The sequence below is a fragment of the Thermus sp. 2.9 genome, assembly GCF_000794385.1.
Lineage (GTDB): Bacteria > Deinococcota > Deinococci > Deinococcales > Thermaceae > Thermus > Thermus thalpophilus.
In genome coordinates, this window is sequence record NZ_JTJB01000001.1 from 84,757 (window position 1) to 107,991 (window position 23,235).

Genomic DNA, 23,235 nt, shown 5'->3' on the forward strand with positions numbered 1-23,235 from the left:
TCCGCTCACGCGCCCTTCTGCTTCCGCCAAGCCGCCTTAAGAAGGGCGTCTCCCAGGGCCACCAGGGGGAAGGCTAGGACCGAAAGGCCAAGCCAAGGACCCGGGTAGGCGTGGTGGAAGGCCTGGGCCAAGGGGGAGGTGTAGGTGAGGAAGAGGAGAGCAAGGCTCGCCAAAAGGGCCCAGGCCATAAAAGGGTTGGTTTTGAGGGACAGGCGCCAAAGGGGATGAACGTCGCTCCGGCTCGCTAGGGCGTTGGCCGCTTGGCCGAAGACCACGGCGGCGAAGGCGCTTCCCGAGGCCGCCGCATGGTTCCCCAGGAAGAGGACGAGGAGGAAGGTGGCCATGGTCCAGAGGGCCTCGAGGGGGCCGAGGACCCCCAGGGCCCTCAGGAGCACCTCCCGGGTCACCAGGCCGCTTTTGGGCGGGGGGTTCGCATCACCGCCGCCTCGGGGGGTTCGGTGCCCAGGGCCAAGGAAGGGAGGGCGTCGGTGCCCAGGTCCAAGGCGAGGACGTGGAGCACGTTCAACGCCAAGGGGATCCGCCCCCCGGTGAAGGCCCAGGCCAAGAAGGGGAAGAGCTCGGCCACGTTGTCCGTGAGGTGGTAGGCGAGGAGGCGGCGCAGGTTGGTGTAGGTGGCCCGGCCTTGGCGGATGGCCTCGAGGATGGTGGCGAAGTGGTCGTCCAAAAGGATGATGTCCGCCGCTTCCCGGGCCACGTCCGTGCCCCTTAGACCCATGGCCACCCCCACATGGGCCGTCCGCAGGGCGGGGGCGTCGTTCACCCCATCCCCGGTCATGGCCACCACGTGCCCCCGCGCCTGGAGCGCCTGGGTGATGCGGAGCTTGTCCTCCGGGGTGGAGCGGGCGATGACCACCTCGTCCCGGTCCACCAGGGCCCCTAAGAGGGCAAGGTCTTGGGGAAGTTCGGAGCCCAGGAGCAGCGTGGGGTTTTCCCGAACCAACCCCACTTTTCGGGCCACGGCCAGCGCCGTGGCCGGGTGGTCCCCGGTGACCATGAGGACCCGGATCCCCGCTTCCTGGGCCAGGCGCACCGCCTCCGCCGCTTCGGGGCGGATGGGGTCTTCCAGGGCCAAAAGGGCGAGGAAGCGAAGCTCCCTTTCCGCCTCCTCGGCGGTGGCGGGGGGCGGGCCGGAAAGCTCCCGGTAGGCCAAGGCCACCACCCGATACCCTTCCTCTGCCCAGGCCTCCGCCTGGGCCAGGAGGGTTTCCCCCTGGGGCACTAAGGGGGCGATGGCTTCGGGGGCGCCTTGGACCACCAAAACGTTCCCGGCCACAAAGCCTGAGCGGCGCCGCCTAGGGTCAAAGGGGTAGCGGTGGACCACCGGGCCCAGGGGCTTCCCGCCCAAGGTCGCCCCCAAGCGCCTTAGGGCCTCCTCCAAAGGGTCTAACCCGGAGAGCTCCTCGGTGGCCAGGATGTCCGCCAGCACCTTGAGGTGGAAGGGGAGGGGGCCTTGGACCGCTTCGGGCCGCACCACGCCTTGGGGAGTGAGGAGGAGGCGGGCCTCGAGGCGGTTTTCGGTAAGGGTCCCCGTTTTGTCGGTGCAAATCACCGTGGTAAGCCCGAGGTTTTCCACCGCCTCCAGGCTCCGCACCAAGGCCTTCCGCGCCGCCATCCGCTGGGCGGCCACGGCCAGGGAAAGGGTGAGGGTGGGCACCAACCCCTCGGGTACCAAGGCCACCGTGACGCCAAGGGTGAAGACAAAGGCCTTGTAAAGGTCCAGCCCGGCCACCAAGAAGAGGACGAAGAAGGCCGCGCCAGCGCCCAAGGCCACCCAGGCGATGGTCTGCACCAGGCGCCGAAGCTCCTTTTCCAAAGGCGTGGCCTCCCGGGGAGGCGTCTGGCTGAGGCGGGCGATCTCCGCCAGGCGCGTGCGCCTTCCCGTTGCCACCACCTCCCCAAGTCCCTCCCCTCGGACCACCAGGGTGCCAGCCAAGACCAGGTCCCCGGGTCCAGGCGTTTCCGGCAGGCTTTCCCCGGTGAAGGCGGAGGCGTCCACCGCCAAGTCTTCGCTTTCCAAAAGGCGGATGTCCGCCGGGACGCGGTTGCCCAGGGTGAGCTTCACCACATCCCCGGGCACCAGCTCCCGGGCATCCAGGAGGCGGAAGCGCCCATCCCGCAGGACCATCACCCGCTGGGGCACGAGCTTGAGGAGCTCTTCCGCGGTGCGCTCAGCCCGGTACTCCTGCCAAAAGGAAAAAAGCCCGTTCACCCCGATGACCGCCAGGATGGCCACCGCCAGCTCGGGGGTGCCCGCCAGGTAGGCGAGCCCTGCGGCGGCCCAAAGAAGGAGGGCCAGGAGGTGGACGAACTGGCGCAGCAAAAGGACCCAGGGGCTAACTTTACGCCCCCGGGGGATCTCGTTGGGGCCGTAAACTTTTAGGCGTTCTTGGGCCGCGGCTTCGCTGAGTCCTAAAACGGCCATGGCTAAACCCAGGCGGCCATCCCTTTGCGGATCTTGAGGAGGGCTTCCACCAGGCGGTCCACGTCCTCCTTCGTGTTGTAGAGGTAAAAGCTCGCCCGGGCGGTGGCGGGCACGCCCAGCTTGCGGTGGAGGGGTTGGGCGCAGTGGTGGCCCGCCCGCACGGCGATCCCCTCCTGGTCCAGGAAGGTGGCCAGGTCGTGGGCGTGGAGCCGGCCCAGGGTGAAGGGGATGACCCCGCCCCGGTCCTCCCCTTTGGGGCCGTAGACCTTGAGGTCCGGCACCTCCTCCAGGCGCTCCAGGGCGTAGGCCAAAAGGGCCCGGTCGTGGGCGAAGACCTTGTCCATGCCCACCTCCATGAGGTACTGGGCGGCCTCCCCCAGGGCGACGGCCTCGGCGATGGGCGGGGTGCCCGCCTCAAAGCGCTGGGGCGGGGGGGCGTAGGTGGAGCGGTCCACGTGCACCTCGAGGATCATCTCCCCTCCTCCCAGGAAGGGCCCCATGCCTTCCAGGACCTCATACCGCCCCCAAAGCACCCCGGCCCCCGTGGGCCCCAACATCTTGTGGCCGGAAAGGGCGAAGAAGTCTGCCCCCAAGGCCTTCACGTCCACGGGCAGGTGGGGGGCGCTTTGCGCCCCATCCACCACCATCAAAGCCCCCACCTCCTTGGCCCTCCTGGCGATCTCCGCCACGGGGTTAATGGTGCCCAGGACGTTGGACATGTGCACCACCGAGACCACCTTGACCCTCTCCGTAAGCAGGCGGTCCAGGGCGGAAAGGTCCAGCCGGCCCTCCTCGGTGAGGGGGATGGCCTTGATCCGGGCTCCCTTGAGCCCCGCCACCAGGTGCCAGGGCACAAGCCCTGCGTGGTGCTCCATTTCCGTGACCAGGATCTCGTCGCCCTCCTTAAGGTTCCTTAAGCCCCAAGCGTAGGCCACCAGGTTCAGGGCCTCGGTGGTGTTGCGCACGAAGATGATCTCCCTTTCCTCGGCGTTGAGGAAGCGGGCCATGCGGCGCCTTGCCTCCTCGTAGGCCTCGGTGGCGGCCACGGAAAGCCGGTAGGCTCCCCGGTGCACGTTGGCATTAAGCTCCTTGTAGTAGCGGTCCAGGGCCTCCAGGACCCGCTTGGGCTTCTGGCTGGTGGCGGCGGAGTCCAGGTAGACCAAGCCCGGCCGCCCCGCAATCAAGGGGAAGGCTTCCCTTAGGCTGGTGAAGTCCATGCCTCCAGTTTAGCCCTAGGTATCCAGGCGCGCCCGCCTTAAGAGGAGGGCGTTGAGGGCTACCACCACCGTGGAAAGGCTCATGAAGAGGGCCCCGAGGGCCGGGGGAAGCAGGAGGCCAAAGGGGTAGGCTACGCCGGCGGCCAGGGGCAGGGCCACGATGTTGTACCCCGTGGCCCAGAAGAGGTTTTGGAGCATCTTCCTCCGGGTGGCCCGGGCCAGGTGGAGGAGGCGGACCACGTCCAGGGGATCGCTTTTGACCAGCACCACATCGGCGGATTCCATGGCCACATTGGTCCCCGCTCCGATGGCCACCCCAAGGTCCGCCTCCAAGAGGGCAGGGGCGTCGTTGATCCCGTCCCCTACAAAGGCGGTGGGGCCTTGGGATTTTAGTTCCCGCACGATACGGGCCTTGTCCTGGGGTAGCACCCGGGCGCGGTAGCGCTCTATCCCCAGCTCCCGGGCCACGGTTCGGGCCACGGCCTCCGCGTCCCCAGTGAGCATCACCGGGGTGATCCCCATGCGCTTCAGGGCGTCTATCGCCTGCTTGGCCGTGGGGCGGAGGCGGTCGCGGAGGGCCAGGTAGGCGAGGACCCGACTTTCGTCCATCAGGGCCACCACGCTCTCCCCCCGGGCCTCGGCCTCCTCCAGGCCCTGCCGCAGGGAAGGGGGCACTTCCAGGCCCAGCTCCCCCGCCCACTCTGGGCGGCCCACCCGGTAGAGGCGGCCTTCCACCCGGCCCTCCACCCCTTTCCCGGGGATGGCCCGGAAGTCCTGGACCGAGGGGAGGGGAAGCCCCCGCTCCTTGGCGGCCTCCAGGATGGCCTGGGCCAGGGGGTGCTCGGAGAAGGCCTCGAGGGCCGCGGCCAAGGTTAGGGCCTCCTGCTCCCCAAGGCCATCCGCATACACCGCCCGCACCTCAAACTGCCCTTCGGTGAGGGTGCCGGTCTTGTCCAGGGCCACGTACCGGAGGCCCGTGGCCCGCTCAAAGGCCTCCCGGTTTCGGATGAGGATTCCCCTTTGGGCGGCCATGGCTGTGGCGTTGACCACCACCAAGGGTATGGCCAGGCCCAGAGCGTGGGGACAGGCGATAATCACCACGGTCACCGCCCGCTCCAGGGCGAAGGACAAGGATGCGTCGGCTAGAAGCCATAGGAGGAAGGTTGCGCTTCCACCCAGCACCGCCACGTAGAAAAGCCACCCCGCGACTCGTTCACCAAGGTCCTGAAACCGGCTCCGGGAAACCTGGGCTTCCTCCACCAGGCGCATGATCTGCCCCAGGGTGGTGGAGGTTCCGGTGCGGGTTACCCGCACCACGATGGCTCCTTCCCCGTTTAACGCCCCAGCCAGCACCTCGTCCCCCACCCCTTTGGCCACGGGCCGGGACTCCCCGGTGAGGAAGGCCTCGTTCATGCTGGTGGCTCCTTCCACCACCACGCCATCCGCGGGCACCTGCTCCCCCGGGCGGATGAGGATGAGGTCGCCTTCCTTTAGGGCCTCGGTGGGCACGTCCTCAATCCGGCCATCCCGGACCCGGTGGGCCGTCTGGGGCATCAGCTTGGCCAAGGCCCTTAGGGCCTCCCCTGCCCCCAGGATGGCCTTCATTTCCAGAAAGTGGCCCAGGAGCATCACGTCCACCAAGGTGGCCAGTTCCCACCAGAAGGGTTTCCCCTTTAGGCCCAGCTCCACAGCCAGGCTGTAGGCAAAGGCCACGGTGATCCCCAAGGCCACCAGGGTCATCATCCCCGGCCGCCTTCCCCTTAGCTCCCGGCTGGCACCCTGGAGAAATACGCCCCCGCCATAGAAGTAGATAATGGTTCCGAGGAGGAGGGGCATCCAAGGGACCCCGTCCCAGGGGGGTAAGCGGAGGAAACCCCTCACCTCATCAGAGGCGTAAAGGATCGGCAGGGTGAGGAGAAGTGAGACCAGGAAGCGATTCCGGAACATCTCCGGGGTATGGCCGGCATGCCGGTCCAAAGCCTTAGTAGAGGCAGTGTGGGAAGGGTGGTGATGGTGGTGGTGATGGTGGTGGGGAGGCATTAGCTCACCTCCAGAATCCCCATCATGCCCCGGTCCTCGTGCTCCACGATGTGGCAGTGGAAGACGGTCTTCCCGGGCAGGTTCCTAAGGGGAACCAGAAGGCGCACCACCTCCTTGGCCTTTAGGTTCACCACGTCCTTAAGGGCGCGGTAAGGGAAGGCCTTGCCGTTCACGGAGAGGACCTGGAAGGGATGGGTGTGGAGGTGGAAGGGATGGTCCATGTCCCCTTGGTTTTCCAACTCCCAGACCTCGAGGTCGCCCACCCGCCCGCGGAAGTCCACCCGACGGTGGTCAAAGGTCTTGCCGTTGATGAAGAAGCGCCCGGCCATCATGTCCTCCGTGAAGGTGATGCGCCGGGTCACCCTGGCCTGGTTGGGGCTGAGGGCGGGCAGTTTGGCCAGGGCCTTGGGCAGGGGGAGGGGTTTGGGGCGGGGCGGGGCCACCAGGGTGAGGAGGGTTTGGGGCCTTTGGCTTGTTCCCATGGCCATTCCTCCGTGGCCCATGTGCTCCATCCCGCCCATCATGTGGACCCCTCGGTCGTAGGGAAGGGCGAGGAGGCGGAAAGCCCCTTCCTTCTGGAAGCGCACCAGGACCTCTGCCCGTTCCCCGGGGGCCAGGAGGAGTTCGGGGACCTCATAGGGTTCCTCCAGGAAGCCCCCGTCGCTGGCGATGAGGTAAAGGGGGTGCGCCTCCAGCTTAAGCAGGAAGTAGCGGGCGTTGCTGGCGTTCAGCAGGCGGAGGCGCAAGGTGGCCTTGCCGGCCCGCAAGGTGGGGCGGGAGGCCCCGTTGACCAGGAGGAGGTTGCCCTCCTTGCCGTTGATCCAGTCCATGGGGGTGTGGGCGGCGGGGCGGCCTGATGCGAGTTCCAGGTCCTTGAGGACCAAAAGGTGCTCCTCGGCTTCCCGGAGTTCAGGAATCCCGTCCACGGGGCTTTCCACCACCAGGGCCCCCGCTAGTCCGGCGAAGAGCTGGGGGGCCACCCGCCCGTGCAAGTGGGGATGGTACCAGAAGGTTCCCGCCAGGTCCTGGGGGACGGTGAAAACATAGCTCCAGGTTTCCCTGGGCGGGATTTCCAAAAAGGGGTCGTCCACCTTGGGGGAGATGGGAAGCCCGTGCCAGTGCAGGTTGGTGGATTCGGGGAGGAGGTTTTCCAGCTCGAGGCGAACCGTATCCCCGGGGCGTACCCGAAGGGTGGGCCCCGGGAAGCTACCCCCATAGGTCCAAAGCCGAGCTTCCCGCCCGGCCACGGTAACGGGAGTGGGGGCCACCTTCAACCGCACCTGTAATAGCCCTTCCCGGCTTTTGAGCACCGGGGGCTCGGGAAAGGGGGCCTGCCCCCTGGCCAGGGGAGATAGAAGAAGGCCTGCCGTGAGCTTAAGAAGGGCTCGGCGGTCGGTATTCATACCCTTATGAGGATAAGGGGGGTTTGTAAAGGAAGTATAAAGGTCCCTCCAGAACCCCCTAGAGTTTGGCCAGGGCTTTCTCCAGCCGGTTTCTCGCCTCCTCGGCTACGGGTTTGAGCGCCTCCTGGGTTTCTGTAGGAAGGATCCGGAACATCTCCCTGGGATCCTGCAAGAGGACCTCCACGCCCTCTGGCCCCTCCTTGAGCACCGCATTGCAGGGGAGGAGGAGGCCGATATCGGGCTCGGCCTCGAGGGCCTTAGCGGCCAGGTTCGGGTTGCAGGCCCCCAGGATCAGGTAAGGGGGCCTTTCCAGGCCCAGGCGGGCTTTTAGGGTGGCGGCCACATCGATCTCCGTGAGGATGCCGAAGCCCTCTTCCTTTAGAGCGGCCTCCAGCCGGGCCCGGGCCTCGGCCAGGCTGGCTTTTAGGGTTTTCCTTAGGTCCGTCACGATACCCTCCTTACCTAAAGTGTAGCGGAACCTGAGGGAAAAGGCCTTTCGTGAAAGTTGTGTTGAGGGGTTTTGGGGGGTATAGGAAAGGCCCGGGCCCCGCCCAGGGCAGCTGCCCCGGGCAAGGGCCCTACCGGGATCACTCTCCCAGGAAGAAGCCGTGCCAGGTGTGGACCCAGACCTCCCCCGTGTAGGCATTCACGGAAAGCATGCCCTCCACCTCCTTGCGCCCGAAGTCAAAGGTGTAGTACCCGGGGAAAGCCCCGGCTTCCATCACCTGGGCACCCGGGAGGTAGCCTTTCAGGAAGGTCTCGGCCAGCTTCCTGGCTTCCGCCAAGGGGAAGCGGACAGGAGTCTGCACGGGCCCGCCCATCATGCCGTAACGGGTGTTCCACATCATGTTGGGGCCAGGTTCCGGGGAAACCACCCCGGTGTAGCGATCGGCGATGAGCTCAAAAAGCCCCTGCCCTTTCTCGTCCACCACCTGGGCGTAGTAGTTTTGGCTGAAGGCCATGAAGTCCTTAAGGCGTGCCCCTGGGTAGAGGCGCTTGGCGTAAGCCTCCATCCGCGCTTTGGCTTCTGCCTGGGGAATGGGCCGGGCTTCCGGAGGGTAGACCGCCATCATGCCCATCATCCCGTGGCCGCCCATCATGCCGTAGCCCATCATCCCCGGGCCGTACTGCGGGCCGTAGCCCATCATCCCCGGGCCGAAGTCCCCCATCATGCCCTGGGTGAGGGCAAGGCCTAAAAGCGCAAGGGCCAGAACTCCTAGAGTTAAACCGTAGCGTTTCATGCTTCACCTCTCTTTTCCAGTTCCTTCCGCAACCTTCTGTAGGTTTCCTCGTCCAGCTCGCCCCTGGCGTACCGGAGGCGCAGGGCCTCCAGGGCCGCATCCTTTTTGGGCCCGCCGCCTCCCCCCCAGGCCCGAAGCCCCAGGTAAAAGAGGCCAGCCAAGAGGGCCAGGATGAGGAGCATGTTGAGAAGCCCGAGGAACCACCCGAAACCCATGCCGCCCCAACCCATCATGCCCACGATCCACCTCCATCTGTACCCTAGGCCGGTATTGTTAAGCTGGCGTAAAGGAGCTGGCTTTACCTGGGCTTAACATTGGGCCCCTAGTCTTTACGTAGATGCCGAGAGGATACGTGGGGCTTGGTTTCGCTTTCCTGGTCCTGATTGGGTTGGCCTTGGGAAGTGGGTTACTGAAAGAGGTATCCTGGGAGCTTTACCGGGTAGCCAACTCCTTATACGCCCTCTTGGCCCCGTGGGTGGACGGGCTGAGGCGGGAGGTGGGGGTGCCATGGCTTTCCGCTTTTCTCCTGGGAGTCCTGGCGGCCTTCGCTCCCTGCCAGATCACCACGGGGGCCAGTGCCCTGGCCTACCTGGCTCCTTCCGCCCTCGAGGGGAGGGTCTGGCCCCGGTTTCTGGCCTTTCTCCTGGGGAAGGCCTTCACCTACCTGGCGCTGGCCGGGGTCGTTCTCTTTTTCCTGGGCGGGGTTTTGGACAACCCCGGGGCGGTCTTCCGCCCGGTGCGCTTGGCCCTTGGCCCCTTCATGGTCCTGGTGGGCTTGGGCCTTTTGGGGGTGGTGCGCTGGCCCCTGGCCTGGGGGGTGCCGGAGGGCGTGGGGGCCCGGGTGGGAACGTGGGGCGGGCTTCTTGGGCCCCTAGCCCTCGGGGGGGTTTACGGCCTGGCCTTCTGCCCCACCCTCTTCTGGCTTTTTTTCGGTCTTTTGCTTCCCCTGGCCCTGGCCTCCCCCCTGGGTTTCCTGCTCCCCGGTGTGTTTGCCCTGGGGACGGGTCTCCCCTTGGGTTTGCTGCTACTGCTCTTCGCCCGCCTGGGCCGGGGCCAAGCCCTTAAGGGGATGCGCCATCTGGGGAGCGCGCTTTTGAGGGGTGCAGGAGGGGTCTTCGTGGTGCTGGGGATTTTGGACACGGTGCTTTACTGGAACCTCTAGCATGGGAGGCAAGGGCATGAAGAGGGGTCTAAGGGCCCGGTTTTTCGCGGCGCTTCTTCCCGCTCTTTCCCAGGGGCACGCCAGGGTAAGCGAGCCCTGGCGGAGGAAACTCCTGGGAGGCCTGGCGGGCACGGTGTTGGAGATCGGCCCGGGAACGGGGGTCAACCTGGCCTACCTGCCGGATGGGGTCTACTGGATTGGCCTCGAGCCCAATCCCTACTTCCACCCCCACCTCCGGCGGGCTCTAAGCCTCAGGGGGCTTTCCGGCGATGTTCTTTTAGGTCAGGCGGAGGCCATCCCCCTGCCGGAGGGAAGCGTGGAGGCCGTGGTGGCCACCTTGGTCCTGTGCTCGGTGGAGGATCCCAGGCGGGCGTTGGCGGAGATCCTTAGGGTGTTGAAGCCCGGGGGGCGTTTCGTCTTTTTGGAACATGTGGCCGCTCCCCGGGGTTCCGGCCTGCGCTGGGCCCAGGACCTCCTCTGCCCCCTATGGGCCTTCTTGGGGGATGGCTGCCACCCCAACCGGGAAACCCTGGCCCTTATCCGGGAGGCCGGGTTTGCCCGGGTGGAGGCAGCGTCCTTCGCTTTGCCCCTTCCCCTGGTGGCCCCCCATGTGGCCGGGGTGGCCTGGAAGGAATAGCCCTTAGCGCCCCCGCCAGAGGGTGCCCCTTCCGTCCACCCAGGCCAGCAGGCCCTCCTCCTGGGGGTGGGCGGCCAGGGCCAGGACCGTCCCCTGCCAGAGCCTGCGCCACCCTGCCTCCGTCTGCCGCCAGAGGCCGAGCTTTCCTCCCAGGTGCAGGGTGCCGGAGGGGGAGAGGGCCAAGGGTCCCGGGGCAGGGTCTGGGGAGGGGAGGGGGCGGAAGCTTTGGCCCCCGTCCTCGCTCAGGAAGAGCCCTCTTTCCATAAGGGAGGCCCAGAGGCGCCCTTTTTGGTCCACCAGTAAAAAGGCCATCCCCGCCTTGGGCAGGCCCTGGGCAGGCAACTTCGTCCAGGTCTGCCCTCCATCCTGACTCTGGAAGTAGCCGTAGGTGGCCTCGAGGGTGTAGTGGACCTCGGGCTTCTTGGGATTTACGGCATAGGCGTGGAGGTCCAAGGCGGGAAGGCCCTTGGGCTTTAGGTCGCGGAAGCGCTTGAGATCCTGGCTTTCCGCAAGAATCCAGTGCCCGGCAACCAGGAGGCGCCTGCCGTCCCAGGCCAGGTTCATGGCGTCCCAGTCCCGCCGCCGCACCAGGTCCTGGGAGGTGCTGTTATTCCAGAGAACAATGCCGTCGTGGTGGCCCAGGAGCAAGGCTCCGGAGGGATGCCACAGGAGGGCGTGAACGTCCCGCGTGGGCACCGGACACAGGGGAGTTTGGGCCAGGGCGAGGCCGAGGAAGAGGGTAAAAAAGGTGAAAGGGCGCATGGCGTTCTACCGTGAGGCGAGGCGGAAGCCGGTCAAGCAGGTGGGGCTTTGGCTGAAGGTGGCCACGGAGCCGGTGGCCGCCAGGTTCCCCCAGCGGATCTCCAAGGTGTAGCGGCGGTTGCGGGGCAACCAGAGCTCAAAGAACCCGTCCTTCCCCGATCTGACCTGGGTCTTGAGCACCTCCTTTTCCCCCTCCAGCACCCGGACCTCAAAGACCTCCTCCTGGAGTTCCCCCGTGCAGCTGGAGAAGTAGTGGACCTGGCAGGGATGGGTACGGCTCACGTAGGGGGCTATCGCCAGAAGGAAGCGGTCCTTGAGGGCCACCTGGGCTTTGCGACCGTCCGGGAACTCGAAGAAGAAGGCCTTGGGGGTCACGTAGCTCACCACCCTTTGCCCTTCTTCCCGCCACCGCTTGGCCAGGGCCAGGGCCTCTTCGGGCTTCAGGCCTTTGAGGGCCTCGGGGGAGGGAGTCTGGGCCAGGCCTAAAGCCACGCCTAGGGCAAGCGCCAGAAGCTTCTTCATGGCTCTCACCCTAAGCCCTGCCTGTTAAGCCTGTGTAAAGGGGTAGGGTGAAGCGGAAAACGCTTCCCCGGCCCAGCTGGCTTTCCACCCAGATCCTTCCCCCCATGGCCTCCACCAGGCCCTTGGCGATGGTGAGGCCCACTCCGGTTCCCCCGTCCTGACGGCTGCGGGAGGGGTCTATGCGGTAGAAGCGCTCAAAGATGCGGGGAAGGTGTTCCTCGGGGATGCCGGGTCCTGTGTCCTCCACGCTGAAGACCACTGCCTGGCCTGTCCTTTCCGCCCCAAGCCTCACCCTTCCTCCCTCCGGGGTGTGGCGGAGGGCGTTGGAAAGCAGGTTGGCGAGCACCTGGAGGGTCCGTTCCGCATCGGCCCAGACCCGGGGAAGCAAGGAGGGGGTCGCCACCTCCAGGGCCACGCCCTTGGCCTGGAAGGCGGGGCGGAAGCGTTCCGCCGCCTGTTCCAAAAGCGCGTGGGGGTCCAGGGGCTGGGGGTGAAGCTCCACGGCTTTGGACTCCACCTGGGAAACCAGGGAGAGATCCCGGACCAGCCGGCTCATGGCCCGCACTTCCTGCTGGATTCTCTCCGCTGCCCTCTCGGGTTCCATGACCCCGTCCGCCAGGGCCTCGGCATAGGCTTGCAGGGCGGATAGGGGGGTCCTCAGTTCGTGGGCCACGGTACCGATGAGCTCCACCCGGCTTTGTTCCACCCTTTCCAGGGCCTCGGCCAGGCGGTTGAAGTGGAGGGCCAGCTCGCCCAGCTCGTCCTGCTCCAGAAGGGGAAGGCGCACCCGGTACTCCCCTTGGGCCATGCGCCGGCTTCCCTCGGAAAGAAGCCTTGCGGTGCGGGAGAAACGCAGGCTGGCGAAGGAGGCGGAGAGGGCGGCCCCGGCTACGGAGAGGGGAAGGGCGGCGAGGAGGGCGGTAGTGAGGGTGGAACGCAGGCCCTCCTCGAGGTCCCGCCTCAAGGCCTCGCCCATCATGAGCCCCCCCATCATGGAGAGGGCGTGGTACATGCGTTCCACATGTTCCCGGTAGAAGGAGGGGGCCAGGGCCTCGGCCAGGAGGAAGAAGAGAAAAAGGGTCAGGAGGGCTACCAGAAGGTGGCTCAGGAAAAGCTTAGCGAAGAGGCGCATCGCCTTCCCGGAAGCGGTACCCCACCCCCCGTACCGTTTCGATGAACCGGGGGTTTTCCGGATCGTCCATGAGCTTCTTCCTAAGCCCGGCGATGTGCACGTCCACCACCCGGTCTATGCCCGGGAAATCCGGCCCCCATACCTTTTCCAAGAGCCTTTCCCGGGTGAAGACCATCCCCGGATGCTGGGCCAGGGTGAGGAGGAGGTCAAATTCCAGCTGGGAAAGGGGAAGGGGCTTGCCCTCCAGGTAGGCCTGCCGCTCCTTGGGAAGAAGGCGCAAGGGGCCATAGTTGAGCTCTTCCTTGAGGCCAGCCCGCCTGAGGAGGGCCTTGACCCGGGCCACCACCTCCTTGGGGCTGAAGGGCTTGACCACGTAGTCGTCGGCCCCGAGCTCCAGCCCCTTAACCCTTTCCTCCTCCTCTCCTCTTGCCGTCAGCATGAGGATGGGTAGCTCGGGCCTTTCCCGGCGCACCTCCTCCAGGACCTTGAAACCGTCCAGCTTGGGCAGCATGAGGTCCAGGATGATGAGATCGGCCCGGGGGTAAAGCTCGAGGGCCCTTTCCCCATCCTCGGCCTGCAAAACCTCAAACCCCGCTCCTCTTAGGTAGACCCCCAGGACCTCGAGGAGGGCCGGGTCGTCGTCCGCCAGGAGGACCTTCATGCCAGGTCCCACTTCATCCGCTCAAAGGTTTCCTTGTCGATCTCCCCCCTGGCGTAGCGCTCCCTTAGCACCTCTAAGGCCCGGTCCCGCCGCTCAGGGGCTAAGGTCCTGACGATCCAGTAGACCAAGAGGCCTAGGAGGGCGAACCAAAGGAGGCTTAAGAGGGGCCCCCACCAGCCCAGGTACCCACCGTGGTCGCACCACCACATACCTTTCACCTCCTAGTTCCAGCTTAGCCTCGGCGGATTAAGCTACGGTAAAGCTCCTTGGCTGGAACCCTTTTAGCCTCAAGGAGTTGCTGAGCACGAAGAGGCTGGAGAGGGTCATGGCACCGGCCGCCAGCATGGGGTTCAGAAGAAGCCCGGTGAAGGGGTAAAGAGCCCCGGCTGCCACCGGAATGAGGAGGATGTTGTAGGCATAAGCCCAGAAGAAGTTGAGGTAAATGGTCCTTAGGGTGCGCCGGGATAGGAGGATGGCGTGCACCAATCCTTCCAGGCTCGGCGAAAGCAGGATCACATCCCCGGCTTCCACCGCGATGTCCGTGCCCGTGGCCAGGGCGATGCCCGCATCGGCCTGGGCCAAGGCGGCGGCGTCGTTGATGCCGTCCCCCACAAAGATCACCTTCCGCCCCTGGGCCTGGAGGTGCCGTATGGCCTCCACCTTACCCTCAGGGCGCACCCCGGCCAGCACCTCCTCTATGCCCAAGGCCTCGGCCACCCGCCTGGCCGGGATGGGGTGGTCCCCGGTGAGGAGGACGGGTTTGAGGCCCAGGGCCTTTAAAGCGGCTACCACCTTCTTGGCCTCGGGCTTGGGGGGGTCAAAGACCCCGAAGGCGGCCAAAAGCCTCTCCCCATCCGCCAGGTAAAGGGGAGTGTAGCCCTTTTCGGATAGCTCCCAGGCCTCCTTGGGAAGCGCCACCCCAAGCCTCTCCATCAGGGCTGGACCCCCCAGGTAAAGCCTTCTCCCCTCCACCACTCCCTCGATGCCCTCCCCGGGCAGGGCCCGCACCCCTTCGGCCTCGGGCAGGCTGAGATCCTTGGCTGCCTCCAGAACCGCCTTGGCGATGGGGTGTTCGCTTCCCCGCTCCAAGGCGGCGGCGAGGCACAAGGCTTCCTCAGGGCTTAGGGCAAACCCCAGGCGTTCCGTGAGGGTGGGCTTCCCTTGGGTCAGGGTCCCGGTTTTGTCCAGGACCACGGTATCCGCCCGGGCGAGGCCTTCGATGGCCTGGCCCTTGCGGAAAAGGAGGCCGAGCTGGGCCGCCCGCCCCGTGGCCACAGCGATGGCCGCTGGGGTGGCGAGGCCCATGGCGCAAGGGCAGGCGATGAGGAGAACGGAAAGGAGGGCCATGAAGGCGTAGGAGAGGCCGGGGCCATAGAGAATCCAAAGGGTAAAGGTGATAAGGGCGATGATGAGCACGATGGGCACGAAGACGCTGGCGATGCGGTCCGCCACCTCCTGCACCCGGGGCTTGTAGGCCTGGGCTTCCTCCACCAGGCGGGCCATCTGGGCCAGGACCGTGGCCTCCCCCACCCGGCTTACCCGGATGAGGAGGGGACCTTCCCCGTTCACCGTTCCCCCCACCACCTCATCCCCGGGCTTCTTGGCCTTGGGGATGGGCTCCCCGGTGAGCATGGCCTCGTCCACATGGCTGAAGCCCTCCACCACCACCCCATCTGCAGGGATGCGCTCCCCGGGAAGCACCCGCACCAGATCCCCGGGGATGAGGGCCTCGGCGGGGATTTCCCTTTCCTCCCCTTCCTGAACCACCCGGGCGGTCTTGGGCCTCAAGGCCAGGAGCTTGCGGATGGCCTCCGAGGCCTTCCCCTTGGCCTTTTCCTCCAGGTGCTTGCCCAAAAGGATCAGGGCCAGGATCACCGCCCCCGCCTCGAGGTAGAGATGGCGGGCCTCCTCCGGGAAAAGGGTGGGAAAGAGCAGAACTAGAAAGGAGTAGAGGTAGGCGCTTCCTGCCCCCAGGGCCACCAGGGTGCTCATGCCCAGGGAACGGTGCCGGATCTCCGCCAGGGCCTGGCGGAAGAAGCGGCGGCCGGCGTAGAGGACGGGGAGGGCGGTGAGGGCCTGCAAAAGCGGAGGGAAGTGGGGAAGGGGAAGAAGCAGGGGCCCCATGGCTAGGAGAAGGGTGAGGAAGGCAAAGGGCAGGGCGATGAGGAGATCCAAGGGGTAAGCGGGGGCCCGTTTTTCCTCCTGGGCCACCTCCAGGGGCTCGTACCCTGCATCCCGGATGGCCTGGCGCAGGCGGGGGAGGGTCACGGTGTCCGGGAGGTACTCCACGAAGGCCTTCTCCGTGGCCAGGTTCACGTGGGCGGAAAGCACCCCGGGTAGCTTCTTCAAGGCCCTTTCCACCCGGGCCACGCAGGCGGCGCAGGTCATGCCCCGGATGGGGATCTCCACCCGGGCCACCACGGGCTCGTAGCCGGCTTCCTCCACCTGCTTCAGGACCTCCTTGAGGTCTATGCCTTCCTGAAGGCGCAAAAAGGCTTCCTCGGTGGTGAGGTTGACCCGGGCTTCCTCCACGCCCGGGGCCCTCTTTAAGGCCCTTTCCACCCGCACCACGCACGAGGCGCAGGTCATGCCCTTTACCCCTACCTTCACTTCCAATGCCATGGCTTCGTACCCCCTAGCGGAAACCCCTTTGCTTTCCCCGGGCTGGTGTGCCCTTGGGCCTCTACCCCGCCCTGGACCGGGTGGGATCAACGGTACTTGAGGGCCTCCATCAGCTCCTCCACGATTTCCTCCACGTCCCCCCGCTCGTGGGCGGTGGCCACGTGGTCCCGGAGGTGGGCCCTTAGGACCATCTCCCCCACCCGGTCCAGGGCACCCTCCACCGCCTTCAGTTGCTTCAGCACGTCCACGCAGTAGACGTGGGGATCCTCCAGCATGCGCAGGATGCCCTCGAGGTGGCCCTTGGCGGAGAGGAGGCGCCTTTTGGCCTCTTCCCGCACCTTGGGGTCCAGGTGGAGGGGGTGGCGGGGCACAGGGCCTCCTTAGCCCGCCAGGGCGGCCCGGTAGCCTTCCTCTTCCACGGCCCGGATCAAGGCCTCAGGGTCCGCCTTGCCCTCCACCAGGGCCTCGGCCCGTTCCAGGCTTACCTCGGCCTTCTCCACCCCGGGCACCTTCATGAGGGCCTTCTTGACCGCCATCACGCAGTGGTTGCAGGTCATGCCTTCTACCTTGAGTTTCAGCATCCCTTACCTCCCCCCACCCCAGGTGGGGTGGGTACTCTCACCCTAGCGCTTCTTCCGCCCGCCGTCAAGGACAAAGGCCCCAAGTCCTCCTTGGGGCCTTGCGGACGGGATGGGCGTTTAGAGGTCCAGAAGGATGGTATCCCCCTCCAGCTTGGCGGGGAAGACCTTGACGGGCCTGGGGGCGGGAAGGGTCTGCCGGCCTGTTTTCAGGTCGAAGCGGGCCCCGTGCCGGGGGCAGACGATCTGGCCGTCTTCCACATCCCCCTCGTGGAGGGGGCCGCCGTCGTGGGTGCAGATGTCCTCCAGGGCGAAGACCTCCTCCCCGGTGTAGAGGAGGAGGATGGGCTTCCGGTGCTCGGGCCTTTTGACCACCAGCCTGCCGTTTTCCAGCTCGCTCAGCTTGGCCACCGGGGTCCACATGGTCTTCAGATTCTAACCTTTTCCTCGATCACCGCCTCGAGGTGGGCCCTTAAGGCCTTTAGAGGAATGCGGTTAAGGACGTCCGCCAGGTGGGCTTTGACCAAAAGCTCCTGGGCGAGGCTACGGGACAGGCCCCGGGACTGCAGGTAGAAGAGTTGCATCTCGTCCACGGGGGCGGTGGTGCTGCCGTGGGTGCAACGCACGTCGTTGGCCCCGATCTCCAGCTGGGGGATGGAGTCCACCCGGGCGGTGGGGGAGAGGATGAGGTTGCGGTTGGCCTGGTAGGCGTCGGTCTTCTGGGCCCCCCGTTCCAGCTTGATGAGGCCGGAAAAGACCGCCCGGGCCTCGTCCTTCACCGCTCCCTTGTAGAGGAGGTCGCTTCGGGTATGGTGCTCCACGTGGTGCTGCAGGGTGTAGTGGTCAAAGTGCTGCTGCCCATGGCCGAAGTAAAGGCCCAGCATCTCGCTTTCGCCGCCGGGGCCGAGAAGCTCGGAAGCCACCTCGCTCCGGGCGTAAGCGCCCCCCAGGTTCACCACCAGGTCGTTTAGCCCGGCGTCCCGCTCCAGGAGGGCCCGCTGGCGGTGGAAGTGCCACACCCCCTGGCCAAAGGTCTGGATGTGGGCGTGGCGGAGCCTGGCCCCGGGGCGGAGCACCATCTCCGTGGCGGAGAGGTGCAGGGTGGGGGGGAGGTCCAAGGAGAGGTACTCCTCGATGTAGGCGGCCTTGGCGTTGTCCTCCAGGAAGATGAGGCTCCGGCCCGCCGAGGCCTTGCCCCCTTCCAGCACCTTGAAGACCCCCAGGGGCTTTTCCACCTCGAGCCCCGCGGGTACGTAGAGGAAGGCCCCGTGGGTGAAGAAGGCGCTGTTCTGCGCGGCGAACTTGTCCTCGGTGTAGACCCCTTGGAAGAGGGCGCTTTCCACCTGGGCCGGGTGGGTTTTCAGGGCCTCGGTCAATGAGGTGAAGACGAGGCCCTTGGCCGAAAGCTCCTCAGGCACCTCGGCGTGGACCAGATCGGGCCCCACGAAGACCAGGAAGCCGGAAACGTCCGTCTTCTCCAAGCGGCGCCGCACCAGCTCGGGAAGCTCGTCCCGGGAAAGCCGTAGGCCCTTGGGGGCTTCCACCTCCTGTTCCAAGGGGGCCTCGGAGAGGTCGGTGTAGCGCCAGTTCTCGTCCTTCTTGCTGGGGTAGGGGAGTTTGGCGAAGGCCTCGAGGGCCTTAAGCCTCTTCTCCAGAAGCCAGGCGGGCTCGCCTAGAGCCTGGGAGATGGCCTCCACCCGCGTCTTGTCCAGTACCTGCATCCTGCCTCCTCGCAAAAGGGGAAGAGGCCTTTAGGCCCCTTCCCACGCCATAGGGCCTTTAGCCGACCGAGCCCTCCATCTCCAGCTCAATGAGCCGGTTGAGCTCCACGGCGTACTCCAAGGGAAGCTCCTTGGCGATGGGCTCAATGAAGCCCCGGACGATGAGGGCCGCCGCCTCGTCTTCCTTGAGGCCCCGGGACTGGAGGTAGAAGATCTGCTCGTCGTTGATCTTGGACACCGTGGCCTCGTGGCCCACGTGGGCGGTGTCCTCCTCAATCTCAATGTAGGGGTAGGTGTCCGTGCGGCTTTCCGGGTCAATGAGGAGGGCGTCGCACTCCACGTTGGCCTTGGCGCCTTTGGCTCCCTCCAGCACCTTCACCAGGCCCCGGTAGCTGGCCCGACCCTCGCCCTTGGAGATGCTCTTGGAGACGATGGTGCCCGAGGTGTGGGGGGCACCCAGGATGATCTTGGCCCCGGTGTCCTGGTGCTGCCCCGTCTTGGCAAAGGCGATGGAGAGGATCTCCGTGCGGGCCCCCGGCTCCAGGAGGTAGCTGGAGGGGTACTTCATGGTGACCTTGGAGCCCAGGTTGCCGTCCAGCCACTCGTGGAAGGCGTCCCCGTAGACCAAGGCCCGCTGGGTCACCAGGTTGTACATGTTGGTGGACCAGTTCTGAATGGTGGTGTAGCGGCTCCGCGCCCCCCGCTTCACCACGATCTCAATGACCCCGGTGTGGAGGCTTTCCGTGGAGTACATGGGGGCGGTGCAGCCCTCAATGTAGTGCACCTCCGCCCCCTCGTCCACGATGATGAGGGTGCGCTCAAACTGGCCGAACTCGGGGGTGTTCACCCGGAAGTAGGCCTGCAAGGGGAGCTCCACCTTGACCCCTGGGGGCACGTAGACGAAGGAGCCTCCAGACCAGGCGGCGGAGTTCAGGGCGGCGAACTTGTTGTCCTCGGGGGGGACCACCTTGGCGAAGTACTCCCTGAAGAGGTCCTCGTACTTTTTCAGGCCCTCCTCAATGGCCACGAAGATAACCCCCTGCCGCTCCAGCTCCTCCCGCACTCGGTGGTAGACCATCTCCGAGTCGTACTGGGCCCCCACCCCGGCCAGCACCTTGCGCTCCGCCTCGGGGATGCCCAGGCGCTCGTAGGTTTTGCGGATCTCCTCCGGGACCTCTTCCCAGCTCTTGGCGTCCCGCACCTCGGCGGGCTTCACGTAGTAGACGAGGTTGTCCAGATCCAGGCCCGAGAGGTCGGGGCCCCAGGTGGGCATGGGCTTCTTCTGGAAAATCTCCAGGGCCCGCAGGCGGAACTTCAGCATCCACTCGGGCTCGCCCTTGTGGTAGCTGATGGCCTCAATGACCCGGCGGGTAAGCCCCCGCTCGGCCACGAAGACCGGCTTGACCTCGTCCACGAAGTGGTACTTGTACTCCTCGCCAATGGCGCTCAGGTCAACCTGGCTCATGCTCCCTCCTTCACCCGTTCCCGCAGCCACTCGTACCCCTTGGCCTCCAGCTCCAAGGCGAGCTCGGGGCCGCCGGAGGTTACTATGCGCCCGTCCATCATCACGTGGACCTTATCGGGCTGGATGTAGTTCAGGATGCGCTGGTAGTGGGTGATGACCAGGGCGCCGAAGCCGGACCCCCGCATGGCGTTCACGCCCCGGGCCACCACCTTGAGGGCGTCAATGTCCAGCCCCGAGTCCGTCTCGTCCAGCACGGCGTAGCTGGGCTCCAGAACCAAAAGCTGCAGGATCTCGTTCCGCTTCTTTTCCCCGCCCGAGAAGCCGTCGTTGAGGTAGCGGGAGAGGTAGCTTTCGTCCCAGTCCAGGATCTCCAGGGCCTTCTTCACCTTGGCCCAGAACTCCGCCACCCCCACCTCCCGGCCCAGCTTGGCCTGCAGGGCCAGGCGCAGGAAGTTGGCGATGGTGACCCCTGGCACCTCCACCGGGTACTGGAAGGCCAGGAAAAGCCCCTTGCGGGCCCGCTCGTCCGGGGAAAGCTCCAGGATGCTCTCCCCGTCCAAGAGGATGTCCCCCTTCTCCACCACGTACTCGGGGTCGCCGGCCAGGATCTTGCCCAGGGTGCTCTTGCCCGCCCCGTTGGGGCCCATGAGGGCGTGCACCTCCCCCTTGGGGACCACCAGGTTCACGCCCTTGAGGATGGTCTCGCCGTCAATGGAAGCCCATAGGTCGCGGATTTCCAGCTGGTTCATGCTTCTGCCTCCTAAGGCCGGGCCGCGCCCTTACTGCGACCCGTTCGCAGTAAGAGTATAGCCCCTCCGCCTCCAAAAGTATAGTGGTTTAGTCGGGATTTGCCAGGTGGAAGCCCAAGGCCTCGGGGAGGGCCAAGGGGCCGGGAGCGAGGCGGGCCTCCAGCTCTGGGCAGAAGCGGCCCAGGGCGCGGCCAAGTTGGAAGCGGAAGGGTTCGGGCAGGCTTCCTTGGCGGGCCTCGGAGAGCTTGTGCCAGGCGGCCTCCCGTTCCCCAAGCCCCAAAAGGGAAAGCACCTCCACCGCCCGGGCCTGGGCCAAAAGGCCGGGGTCCTCCAAGGGGGGGAGGGCCACGATCTGGGCCAGGGCTTCGCCGAAGCTTCTTTCCCGGGCCAAGGCCTCGGCGTAGCCCAGGCGGGCCTGGGCCCTGAGGTAGGGGTTCTCCAGGCCCAGGAGGGGTTTGAGCAGGGCTCGGCCTTCCTCCGGGGGGAGGAGGAGGGCGAGGAGGCTTGCCGTATCCAGGCGCAAGGCGGTGTAGCGGTCCGTGGCCTCTTCGGGGATTTCCCGAAGGAGGTCCCGGAGGAGGCGAAAGGCGGTGGGGGCGGAAAGCCCTCCCAGGAACGGGGCCCGGTAGGGCTGGCCCGCCTCCAGGAGGAGGTAGGCGGCCCCCAAGCGGAAAAGGGTGCGCAGGTGGCGGTAGCGGGCCTCCTTGGGGCGCTCGGGGGTGGTGCGGAAGTAGGCCTCGGCCCGCCGGAGGTAGCCCAAGGCCTCAAAGGCCCGGCCTCGGGCGGCCTCGAGGATCCCCGCCTCGCTTTCCACCCGGGCCCGGGTGAAGGGGTCTTCCGCCTCGGCCAGGGCCTTTTGGATGGCGGCCTCCGCTTCGCCGTAGCGGCCGAGGCGCCGAAGAAGGGTGGCGTAGCGGGCCCGGACCCGGGCCACCTCGTCCTTGGGGGCCCCGGCTTCCTCCAAAAACCTTAGGCCCTCCGCCATGCGGGTTTCCGCCTCCAAACGGCCTAGGCGCATGAGGAGGTCCCCCATCTGGTAGCGGGCCCGGCCTAGAAGCAGGGGATCGTGTCCCACCTGGGCCAAGGCGGCCAGGGCCTCCTCGTAGCGGCCCAGGTCCTTGGCCACCAGGCCCCGCCAAAGCTGCACCCGGTCCCGCAGGAAGGGGGCCACGGGCAGGGCTTCCGCCTCCTCCACCAGCTTGGCCGCCTTCTCGTAATCCCCCTTCCAGCGCTCCACCGCCGCTATGACCAAAAGGCCTTCCGCCTGGGCGGTCTCGTCCAGGTGGAGGAGGTCCTCCTTGGGGGGGAGAAGGTCCTCCGCCTCCCGATAAAGGGCGGCGTCCGCCTTGGCCTCCGCCCCCTTGATGCGGGCCCAGGTGCGCAAAGAGGGGTCTTCCGCCTGGGAGAGGACCTTTAGGGCCTCTTCCGCCTCCGGGTGGGCGTACTGGCCCAGGACCGCCCGGTAGCGCACCACCACCGCTGCCAGGGTTTTTAGGTCCTCCTTGGGCCAGGTCTGGGCCTCCGGCCAAAGGCCCGGGAGGAGGGCCAGGCGGGCGGGGTCTTCTTGTAAGAGTTCAAGGAGTATTTTCCGTTCCCCCGCTTTGTGGGCGTGGTAGAGCTTGCGGAAGAGGTTTTCCTTGGGGAAGTACGCCAGGGCCAGGCGGTGGAGCTCCTGGGGAGCCTCCTCGGGGAGGAAGGTGCGCAACGAGGGGCGCACCAAACCTTCCCCCACCCAGTCCAGAAGGGCCCGCTCCGCCTGGGAAAGCTTTTCCAGGGGGCGGCCCAGGGCCTTTTCCAGAAGCTCCAAGGGAAAGGCGGGGTCGGCCTCGGGGCTAAAGGCGGCGAGGGCCTGGAGGAGGGGGCGTAGGGTGGGGTCGTCCTGGAGGGGGGTCTTGGGGTCGTGCTTGGCCGCCTCCAGGAGGACGAGGCGGGAAAGCTCCCCGAAGTTGCGGCCTGCCTGGTTCACCAGGGCCTCGAGGCGCTCGGGGGGCAGGTGGGGAAGCCTCTCCCGCACGAAACGCCTCGCCTCTTCCCGGCTCGGCGGGGAGAGGGGTTGGTAGGGAAGGGTGGGGGGTGGCTCGGAAAGGGCGGCCAGGTAAGGCACCTGCAGGGCCTTTAGGAAGGGTTCAAGCCAGGCCGCTAGGCTCCGTTTGCTCCCGTCCGGCCCCCGCAAGGGGAGGCCCTCTAGGGTTCCCTCCGCCTCGGCCCGAAGCAAGAGGGGGCGGCCCCGCCCGTTCAGGGCCCGGGCCAAAAGGGTCAGGACCTCTTGCGCCAGGGCCCCTTGCAGGATGTAGGGCTGGGTGGGGGAAAGCTGGGCCAAAAGCCCCCGCGCCTCCTCCCCCACCCCCAGGGTTTCCGCCAAGGGCACCAGGGCCTGGGCCAGCTCCCCCCCCAGGTTGAGGAGCACGGGCTCCCGCCCCGGCAGGGCGGAAAGGGCCCGGGCCAGGGCGGAAAGGAGGACGCCTTTCCCCGTGGCCGGACCCCCCACCACCACCATCTGGGGCCGCCCCCCCGCCTCCAGCTCCTTGAGGAAGCGGCGGAAGATGCGGCGCTTGTCCCGGCCCAAGGCCTTGCGGGCGCTTTCCAAGAAAAGCTCCGCTGGCGGGGGTGGAGGGGTGAGGCCCGCCTCCCGGTAGAGGTCGGCGATGACCTCGTAAAGGCGCTCCTTCTCCTCGGGGCTTCCCAGGTCCTTGTAGAGGATGTTGCGCACGGTGCCGGCCCGGCCTCCCCGCTCGGTCATGAGGGCCTCGAGCCAGCGCAAGGAACCCCGCTTACCCCGGTGGTCCCGGCCCCGGAGGTGGGGCCTTAGCTCCTCCAAGTAGCGGAGCCAGGGTGTAGGTGCTTCGGCCATAGTACTTACACCATCCTAACTTGGTGTTG

Annotated in this window: 21 protein-coding genes and 1 pseudogene; 2 read left to right on the forward strand and 20 right to left on the reverse strand. The window is 66.5% G+C overall.

Annotation, left to right across the window (positions count from 1 at the left end; all coding sequences use genetic code 11):
• Window positions 1-5: 5 nt before the first annotated feature.
• The 7 genes and pseudogenes from QT17_RS00455 to QT17_RS00485 form a co-directional block, all read right to left on the reverse strand.
• A pseudogene (locus tag QT17_RS00455) lies at window positions 6-2,443 on the reverse strand (cation-translocating P-type ATPase).
• A gap of 2 nt (window positions 2,444-2,445) precedes the next feature.
• Entirely contained in the window at window positions 2,446-3,660 is a 1,215-nt protein-coding gene (locus QT17_RS00460) for a cysteine desulfurase (RefSeq protein ID WP_039455057.1), read from the reverse strand.
• Between the two features lie 15 nt (window positions 3,661-3,675).
• Entirely contained in the window at window positions 3,676-5,700 is a 2,025-nt protein-coding gene (locus QT17_RS00465; protein WP_039455060.1) for a heavy metal translocating P-type ATPase, read from the reverse strand.
• Window positions 5,700-7,103, reverse strand: coding sequence for a multicopper oxidase family protein (locus QT17_RS00470; protein WP_039455063.1), 1,404 nt, complete (start codon window positions 7,101-7,103; stop codon window positions 5,700-5,702). Before QT17_RS00470 ends, QT17_RS00465 begins: the two co-directional genes overlap by 1 nt.
• A gap of 58 nt (window positions 7,104-7,161) precedes the next feature.
• Window positions 7,162-7,551, reverse strand: a complete 390-nt coding sequence (locus tag QT17_RS00475; protein ID WP_039455065.1) for a DUF302 domain-containing protein — start codon at window positions 7,549-7,551, stop codon at window positions 7,162-7,164.
• Window positions 7,552-7,690: 139 nt separating this feature from the next.
• Window positions 7,691-8,344 carry a hypothetical protein gene (locus tag QT17_RS00480; protein ID WP_039455068.1) on the reverse strand — a complete coding sequence of 218 codons (654 nt, stop codon included), beginning with the start codon at window positions 8,342-8,344 and terminating at the stop codon, window positions 7,691-7,693.
• Window positions 8,341-8,577: a hypothetical protein gene (locus tag QT17_RS00485; protein WP_039455070.1), complete on the reverse strand. Its 237-nt coding sequence runs from the start codon at window positions 8,575-8,577 to the stop codon at window positions 8,341-8,343. Before QT17_RS00485 ends, QT17_RS00480 begins: the two co-directional genes overlap by 4 nt.
• A 104-nt stretch (window positions 8,578-8,681) precedes the next feature.
• Between QT17_RS00485 and QT17_RS00490 the strand changes: the two genes are divergently transcribed.
• Both QT17_RS00490 and QT17_RS00495 read left to right on the forward strand, forming a co-directional pair.
• A complete protein-coding gene (locus tag QT17_RS00490) occupies window positions 8,682-9,506 on the forward strand; it encodes a sulfite exporter TauE/SafE family protein (RefSeq protein ID WP_039455073.1) in 825 nt (274 codons plus the stop codon).
• Between the two features lie 16 nt (window positions 9,507-9,522).
• Complete coding sequence (locus tag QT17_RS00495) at window positions 9,523-10,143, forward strand: class I SAM-dependent methyltransferase (RefSeq protein WP_038044681.1); 621 nt, start codon at window positions 9,523-9,525, stop codon at window positions 10,141-10,143.
• Window positions 10,144-10,146: 3 nt separating this feature from the next.
• Here the strand turns inward: QT17_RS00495 and QT17_RS00500 are convergent, their stop codons facing one another.
• The 13 genes from QT17_RS00500 to QT17_RS00560 all read right to left on the reverse strand — a co-directional run bounded on the left by QT17_RS00500 (window position 10,147) and on the right by QT17_RS00560 (window position 23,206).
• On the reverse strand, window positions 10,147-10,905 hold the full coding sequence (locus QT17_RS00500) for a hypothetical protein (RefSeq protein WP_039455076.1): 759 nt from the start codon (window positions 10,903-10,905) through the stop codon (window positions 10,147-10,149).
• 6 nt (window positions 10,906-10,911) lie between these two features.
• Window positions 10,912-11,427: a CueP family metal-binding protein gene (locus QT17_RS00505; RefSeq protein WP_039455078.1), complete on the reverse strand. Its 516-nt coding sequence runs from the start codon at window positions 11,425-11,427 to the stop codon at window positions 10,912-10,914.
• 10 nt (window positions 11,428-11,437) lie between these two features.
• Entirely contained in the window at window positions 11,438-12,559 is a 1,122-nt protein-coding gene (locus tag QT17_RS00510) for a cell wall metabolism sensor histidine kinase WalK (protein WP_039455080.1), read from the reverse strand.
• Window positions 12,543-13,220 carry a response regulator transcription factor gene (locus tag QT17_RS00515; RefSeq protein ID WP_039455082.1) on the reverse strand — a complete coding sequence of 226 codons (678 nt, stop codon included), beginning with the start codon at window positions 13,218-13,220 and terminating at the stop codon, window positions 12,543-12,545. Before QT17_RS00515 ends, QT17_RS00510 begins: the two co-directional genes overlap by 17 nt.
• Window positions 13,217-13,429: an SHOCT domain-containing protein gene (locus QT17_RS00520; protein WP_039455084.1), complete on the reverse strand. Its 213-nt coding sequence runs from the start codon at window positions 13,427-13,429 to the stop codon at window positions 13,217-13,219. The genes QT17_RS00515 and QT17_RS00520 overlap by 4 nt, the downstream gene beginning before the upstream one ends.
• A 37-nt stretch (window positions 13,430-13,466) precedes the next feature.
• Entirely contained in the window at window positions 13,467-15,842 is a 2,376-nt protein-coding gene (locus QT17_RS00525) for a heavy metal translocating P-type ATPase (protein WP_255347403.1), read from the reverse strand.
• Window positions 15,843-15,928: 86 nt separating this feature from the next.
• Window positions 15,929-16,213, reverse strand: coding sequence for a metal-sensitive transcriptional regulator (locus tag QT17_RS00530; protein ID WP_015716307.1), 285 nt, complete (start codon window positions 16,211-16,213; stop codon window positions 15,929-15,931).
• A 9-nt stretch (window positions 16,214-16,222) separates the two neighbouring features.
• On the reverse strand, window positions 16,223-16,423 hold the full coding sequence (locus tag QT17_RS00535; protein ID WP_015716308.1) for a heavy-metal-associated domain-containing protein: 201 nt from the start codon (window positions 16,421-16,423) through the stop codon (window positions 16,223-16,225).
• A 117-nt stretch (window positions 16,424-16,540) separates the two neighbouring features.
• Complete coding sequence (locus QT17_RS00540; RefSeq protein WP_039455105.1) at window positions 16,541-16,843, reverse strand: Rieske 2Fe-2S domain-containing protein; 303 nt, start codon at window positions 16,841-16,843, stop codon at window positions 16,541-16,543.
• Between the two features lie 5 nt (window positions 16,844-16,848).
• A complete protein-coding gene (sufD, locus tag QT17_RS00545; RefSeq protein WP_039455110.1) occupies window positions 16,849-18,141 on the reverse strand; it encodes a Fe-S cluster assembly protein SufD in 1,293 nt (430 codons plus the stop codon).
• A gap of 58 nt (window positions 18,142-18,199) precedes the next feature.
• Entirely contained in the window at window positions 18,200-19,606 is a 1,407-nt protein-coding gene (gene sufB, locus QT17_RS00550; protein WP_039455112.1) for a Fe-S cluster assembly protein SufB, read from the reverse strand.
• Window positions 19,603-20,355, reverse strand: a complete 753-nt coding sequence (gene sufC, locus QT17_RS00555) for a Fe-S cluster assembly ATPase SufC (protein ID WP_039455114.1) — start codon at window positions 20,353-20,355, stop codon at window positions 19,603-19,605. The genes sufB and sufC overlap by 4 nt, the downstream gene beginning before the upstream one ends.
• A gap of 88 nt (window positions 20,356-20,443) precedes the next feature.
• Window positions 20,444-23,206, reverse strand: a complete 2,763-nt coding sequence (locus QT17_RS00560) for a hypothetical protein (RefSeq protein WP_039455122.1) — start codon at window positions 23,204-23,206, stop codon at window positions 20,444-20,446.
• Between the last annotated feature and the right edge of the window lie 29 nt (window positions 23,207-23,235).

Bases quoted from the DNA above. Each gene is read 5' to 3' on its own strand.
- QT17_RS00460 (WP_039455057.1), bottom strand. From the start codon at position 3,660: ATGGACTTCACCAGCCTAAGGGAAGCCTTCCCCTTGATTGCGGGGCGG.
- QT17_RS00465 (WP_039455060.1), bottom strand. From the start codon at position 5,700: ATGCCTCCCCACCACCATCACCACCACCATCACCACCCTTCCCACACT.
- QT17_RS00470 (WP_039455063.1), bottom strand. From the start codon at position 7,103: ATGAATACCGACCGCCGAGCCCTTCTTAAGCTCACGGCAGGCCTTCTT.
- QT17_RS00480 (WP_039455068.1), bottom strand. From the start codon at position 8,344: ATGAAACGCTACGGTTTAACTCTAGGAGTTCTGGCCCTTGCGCTTTTA.
- QT17_RS00485 (WP_039455070.1), bottom strand. From the start codon at position 8,577: ATGATGGGTTGGGGCGGCATGGGTTTCGGGTGGTTCCTCGGGCTTCTC.
- QT17_RS00490 (WP_039455073.1), top strand. From the start codon at position 8,682: ATGCCGAGAGGATACGTGGGGCTTGGTTTCGCTTTCCTGGTCCTGATT.
- QT17_RS00495 (WP_038044681.1), top strand. From the start codon at position 9,523: ATGAAGAGGGGTCTAAGGGCCCGGTTTTTCGCGGCGCTTCTTCCCGCT.
- QT17_RS00500 (WP_039455076.1), bottom strand. From the start codon at position 10,905: ATGCGCCCTTTCACCTTTTTTACCCTCTTCCTCGGCCTCGCCCTGGCC.
- QT17_RS00505 (WP_039455078.1), bottom strand. From the start codon at position 11,427: ATGAAGAAGCTTCTGGCGCTTGCCCTAGGCGTGGCTTTAGGCCTGGCC.
- QT17_RS00510 (WP_039455080.1), bottom strand. From the start codon at position 12,559: ATGCGCCTCTTCGCTAAGCTTTTCCTGAGCCACCTTCTGGTAGCCCTC.
- QT17_RS00515 (WP_039455082.1), bottom strand. From the start codon at position 13,220: ATGAAGGTCCTCCTGGCGGACGACGACCCGGCCCTCCTCGAGGTCCTG.
- QT17_RS00520 (WP_039455084.1), bottom strand. From the start codon at position 13,429: ATGTGGTGGTGCGACCACGGTGGGTACCTGGGCTGGTGGGGGCCCCTC.
- QT17_RS00525 (WP_255347403.1), bottom strand. From the start codon at position 15,842: ATGGCATTGGAAGTGAAGGTAGGGGTAAAGGGCATGACCTGCGCCTCG.
- QT17_RS00535 (WP_015716308.1), bottom strand. From the start codon at position 16,423: ATGCTGAAACTCAAGGTAGAAGGCATGACCTGCAACCACTGCGTGATG.
- QT17_RS00540 (WP_039455105.1), bottom strand. From the start codon at position 16,843: ATGTGGACCCCGGTGGCCAAGCTGAGCGAGCTGGAAAACGGCAGGCTG.
- sufD (WP_039455110.1), bottom strand. From the start codon at position 18,141: ATGCAGGTACTGGACAAGACGCGGGTGGAGGCCATCTCCCAGGCTCTA.
- sufB (WP_039455112.1), bottom strand. From the start codon at position 19,606: ATGAGCCAGGTTGACCTGAGCGCCATTGGCGAGGAGTACAAGTACCAC.
- sufC (WP_039455114.1), bottom strand. From the start codon at position 20,355: ATGAACCAGCTGGAAATCCGCGACCTATGGGCTTCCATTGACGGCGAG.
- QT17_RS00560 (WP_039455122.1), bottom strand. From the start codon at position 23,206: ATGGCCGAAGCACCTACACCCTGGCTCCGCTACTTGGAGGAGCTAAGG.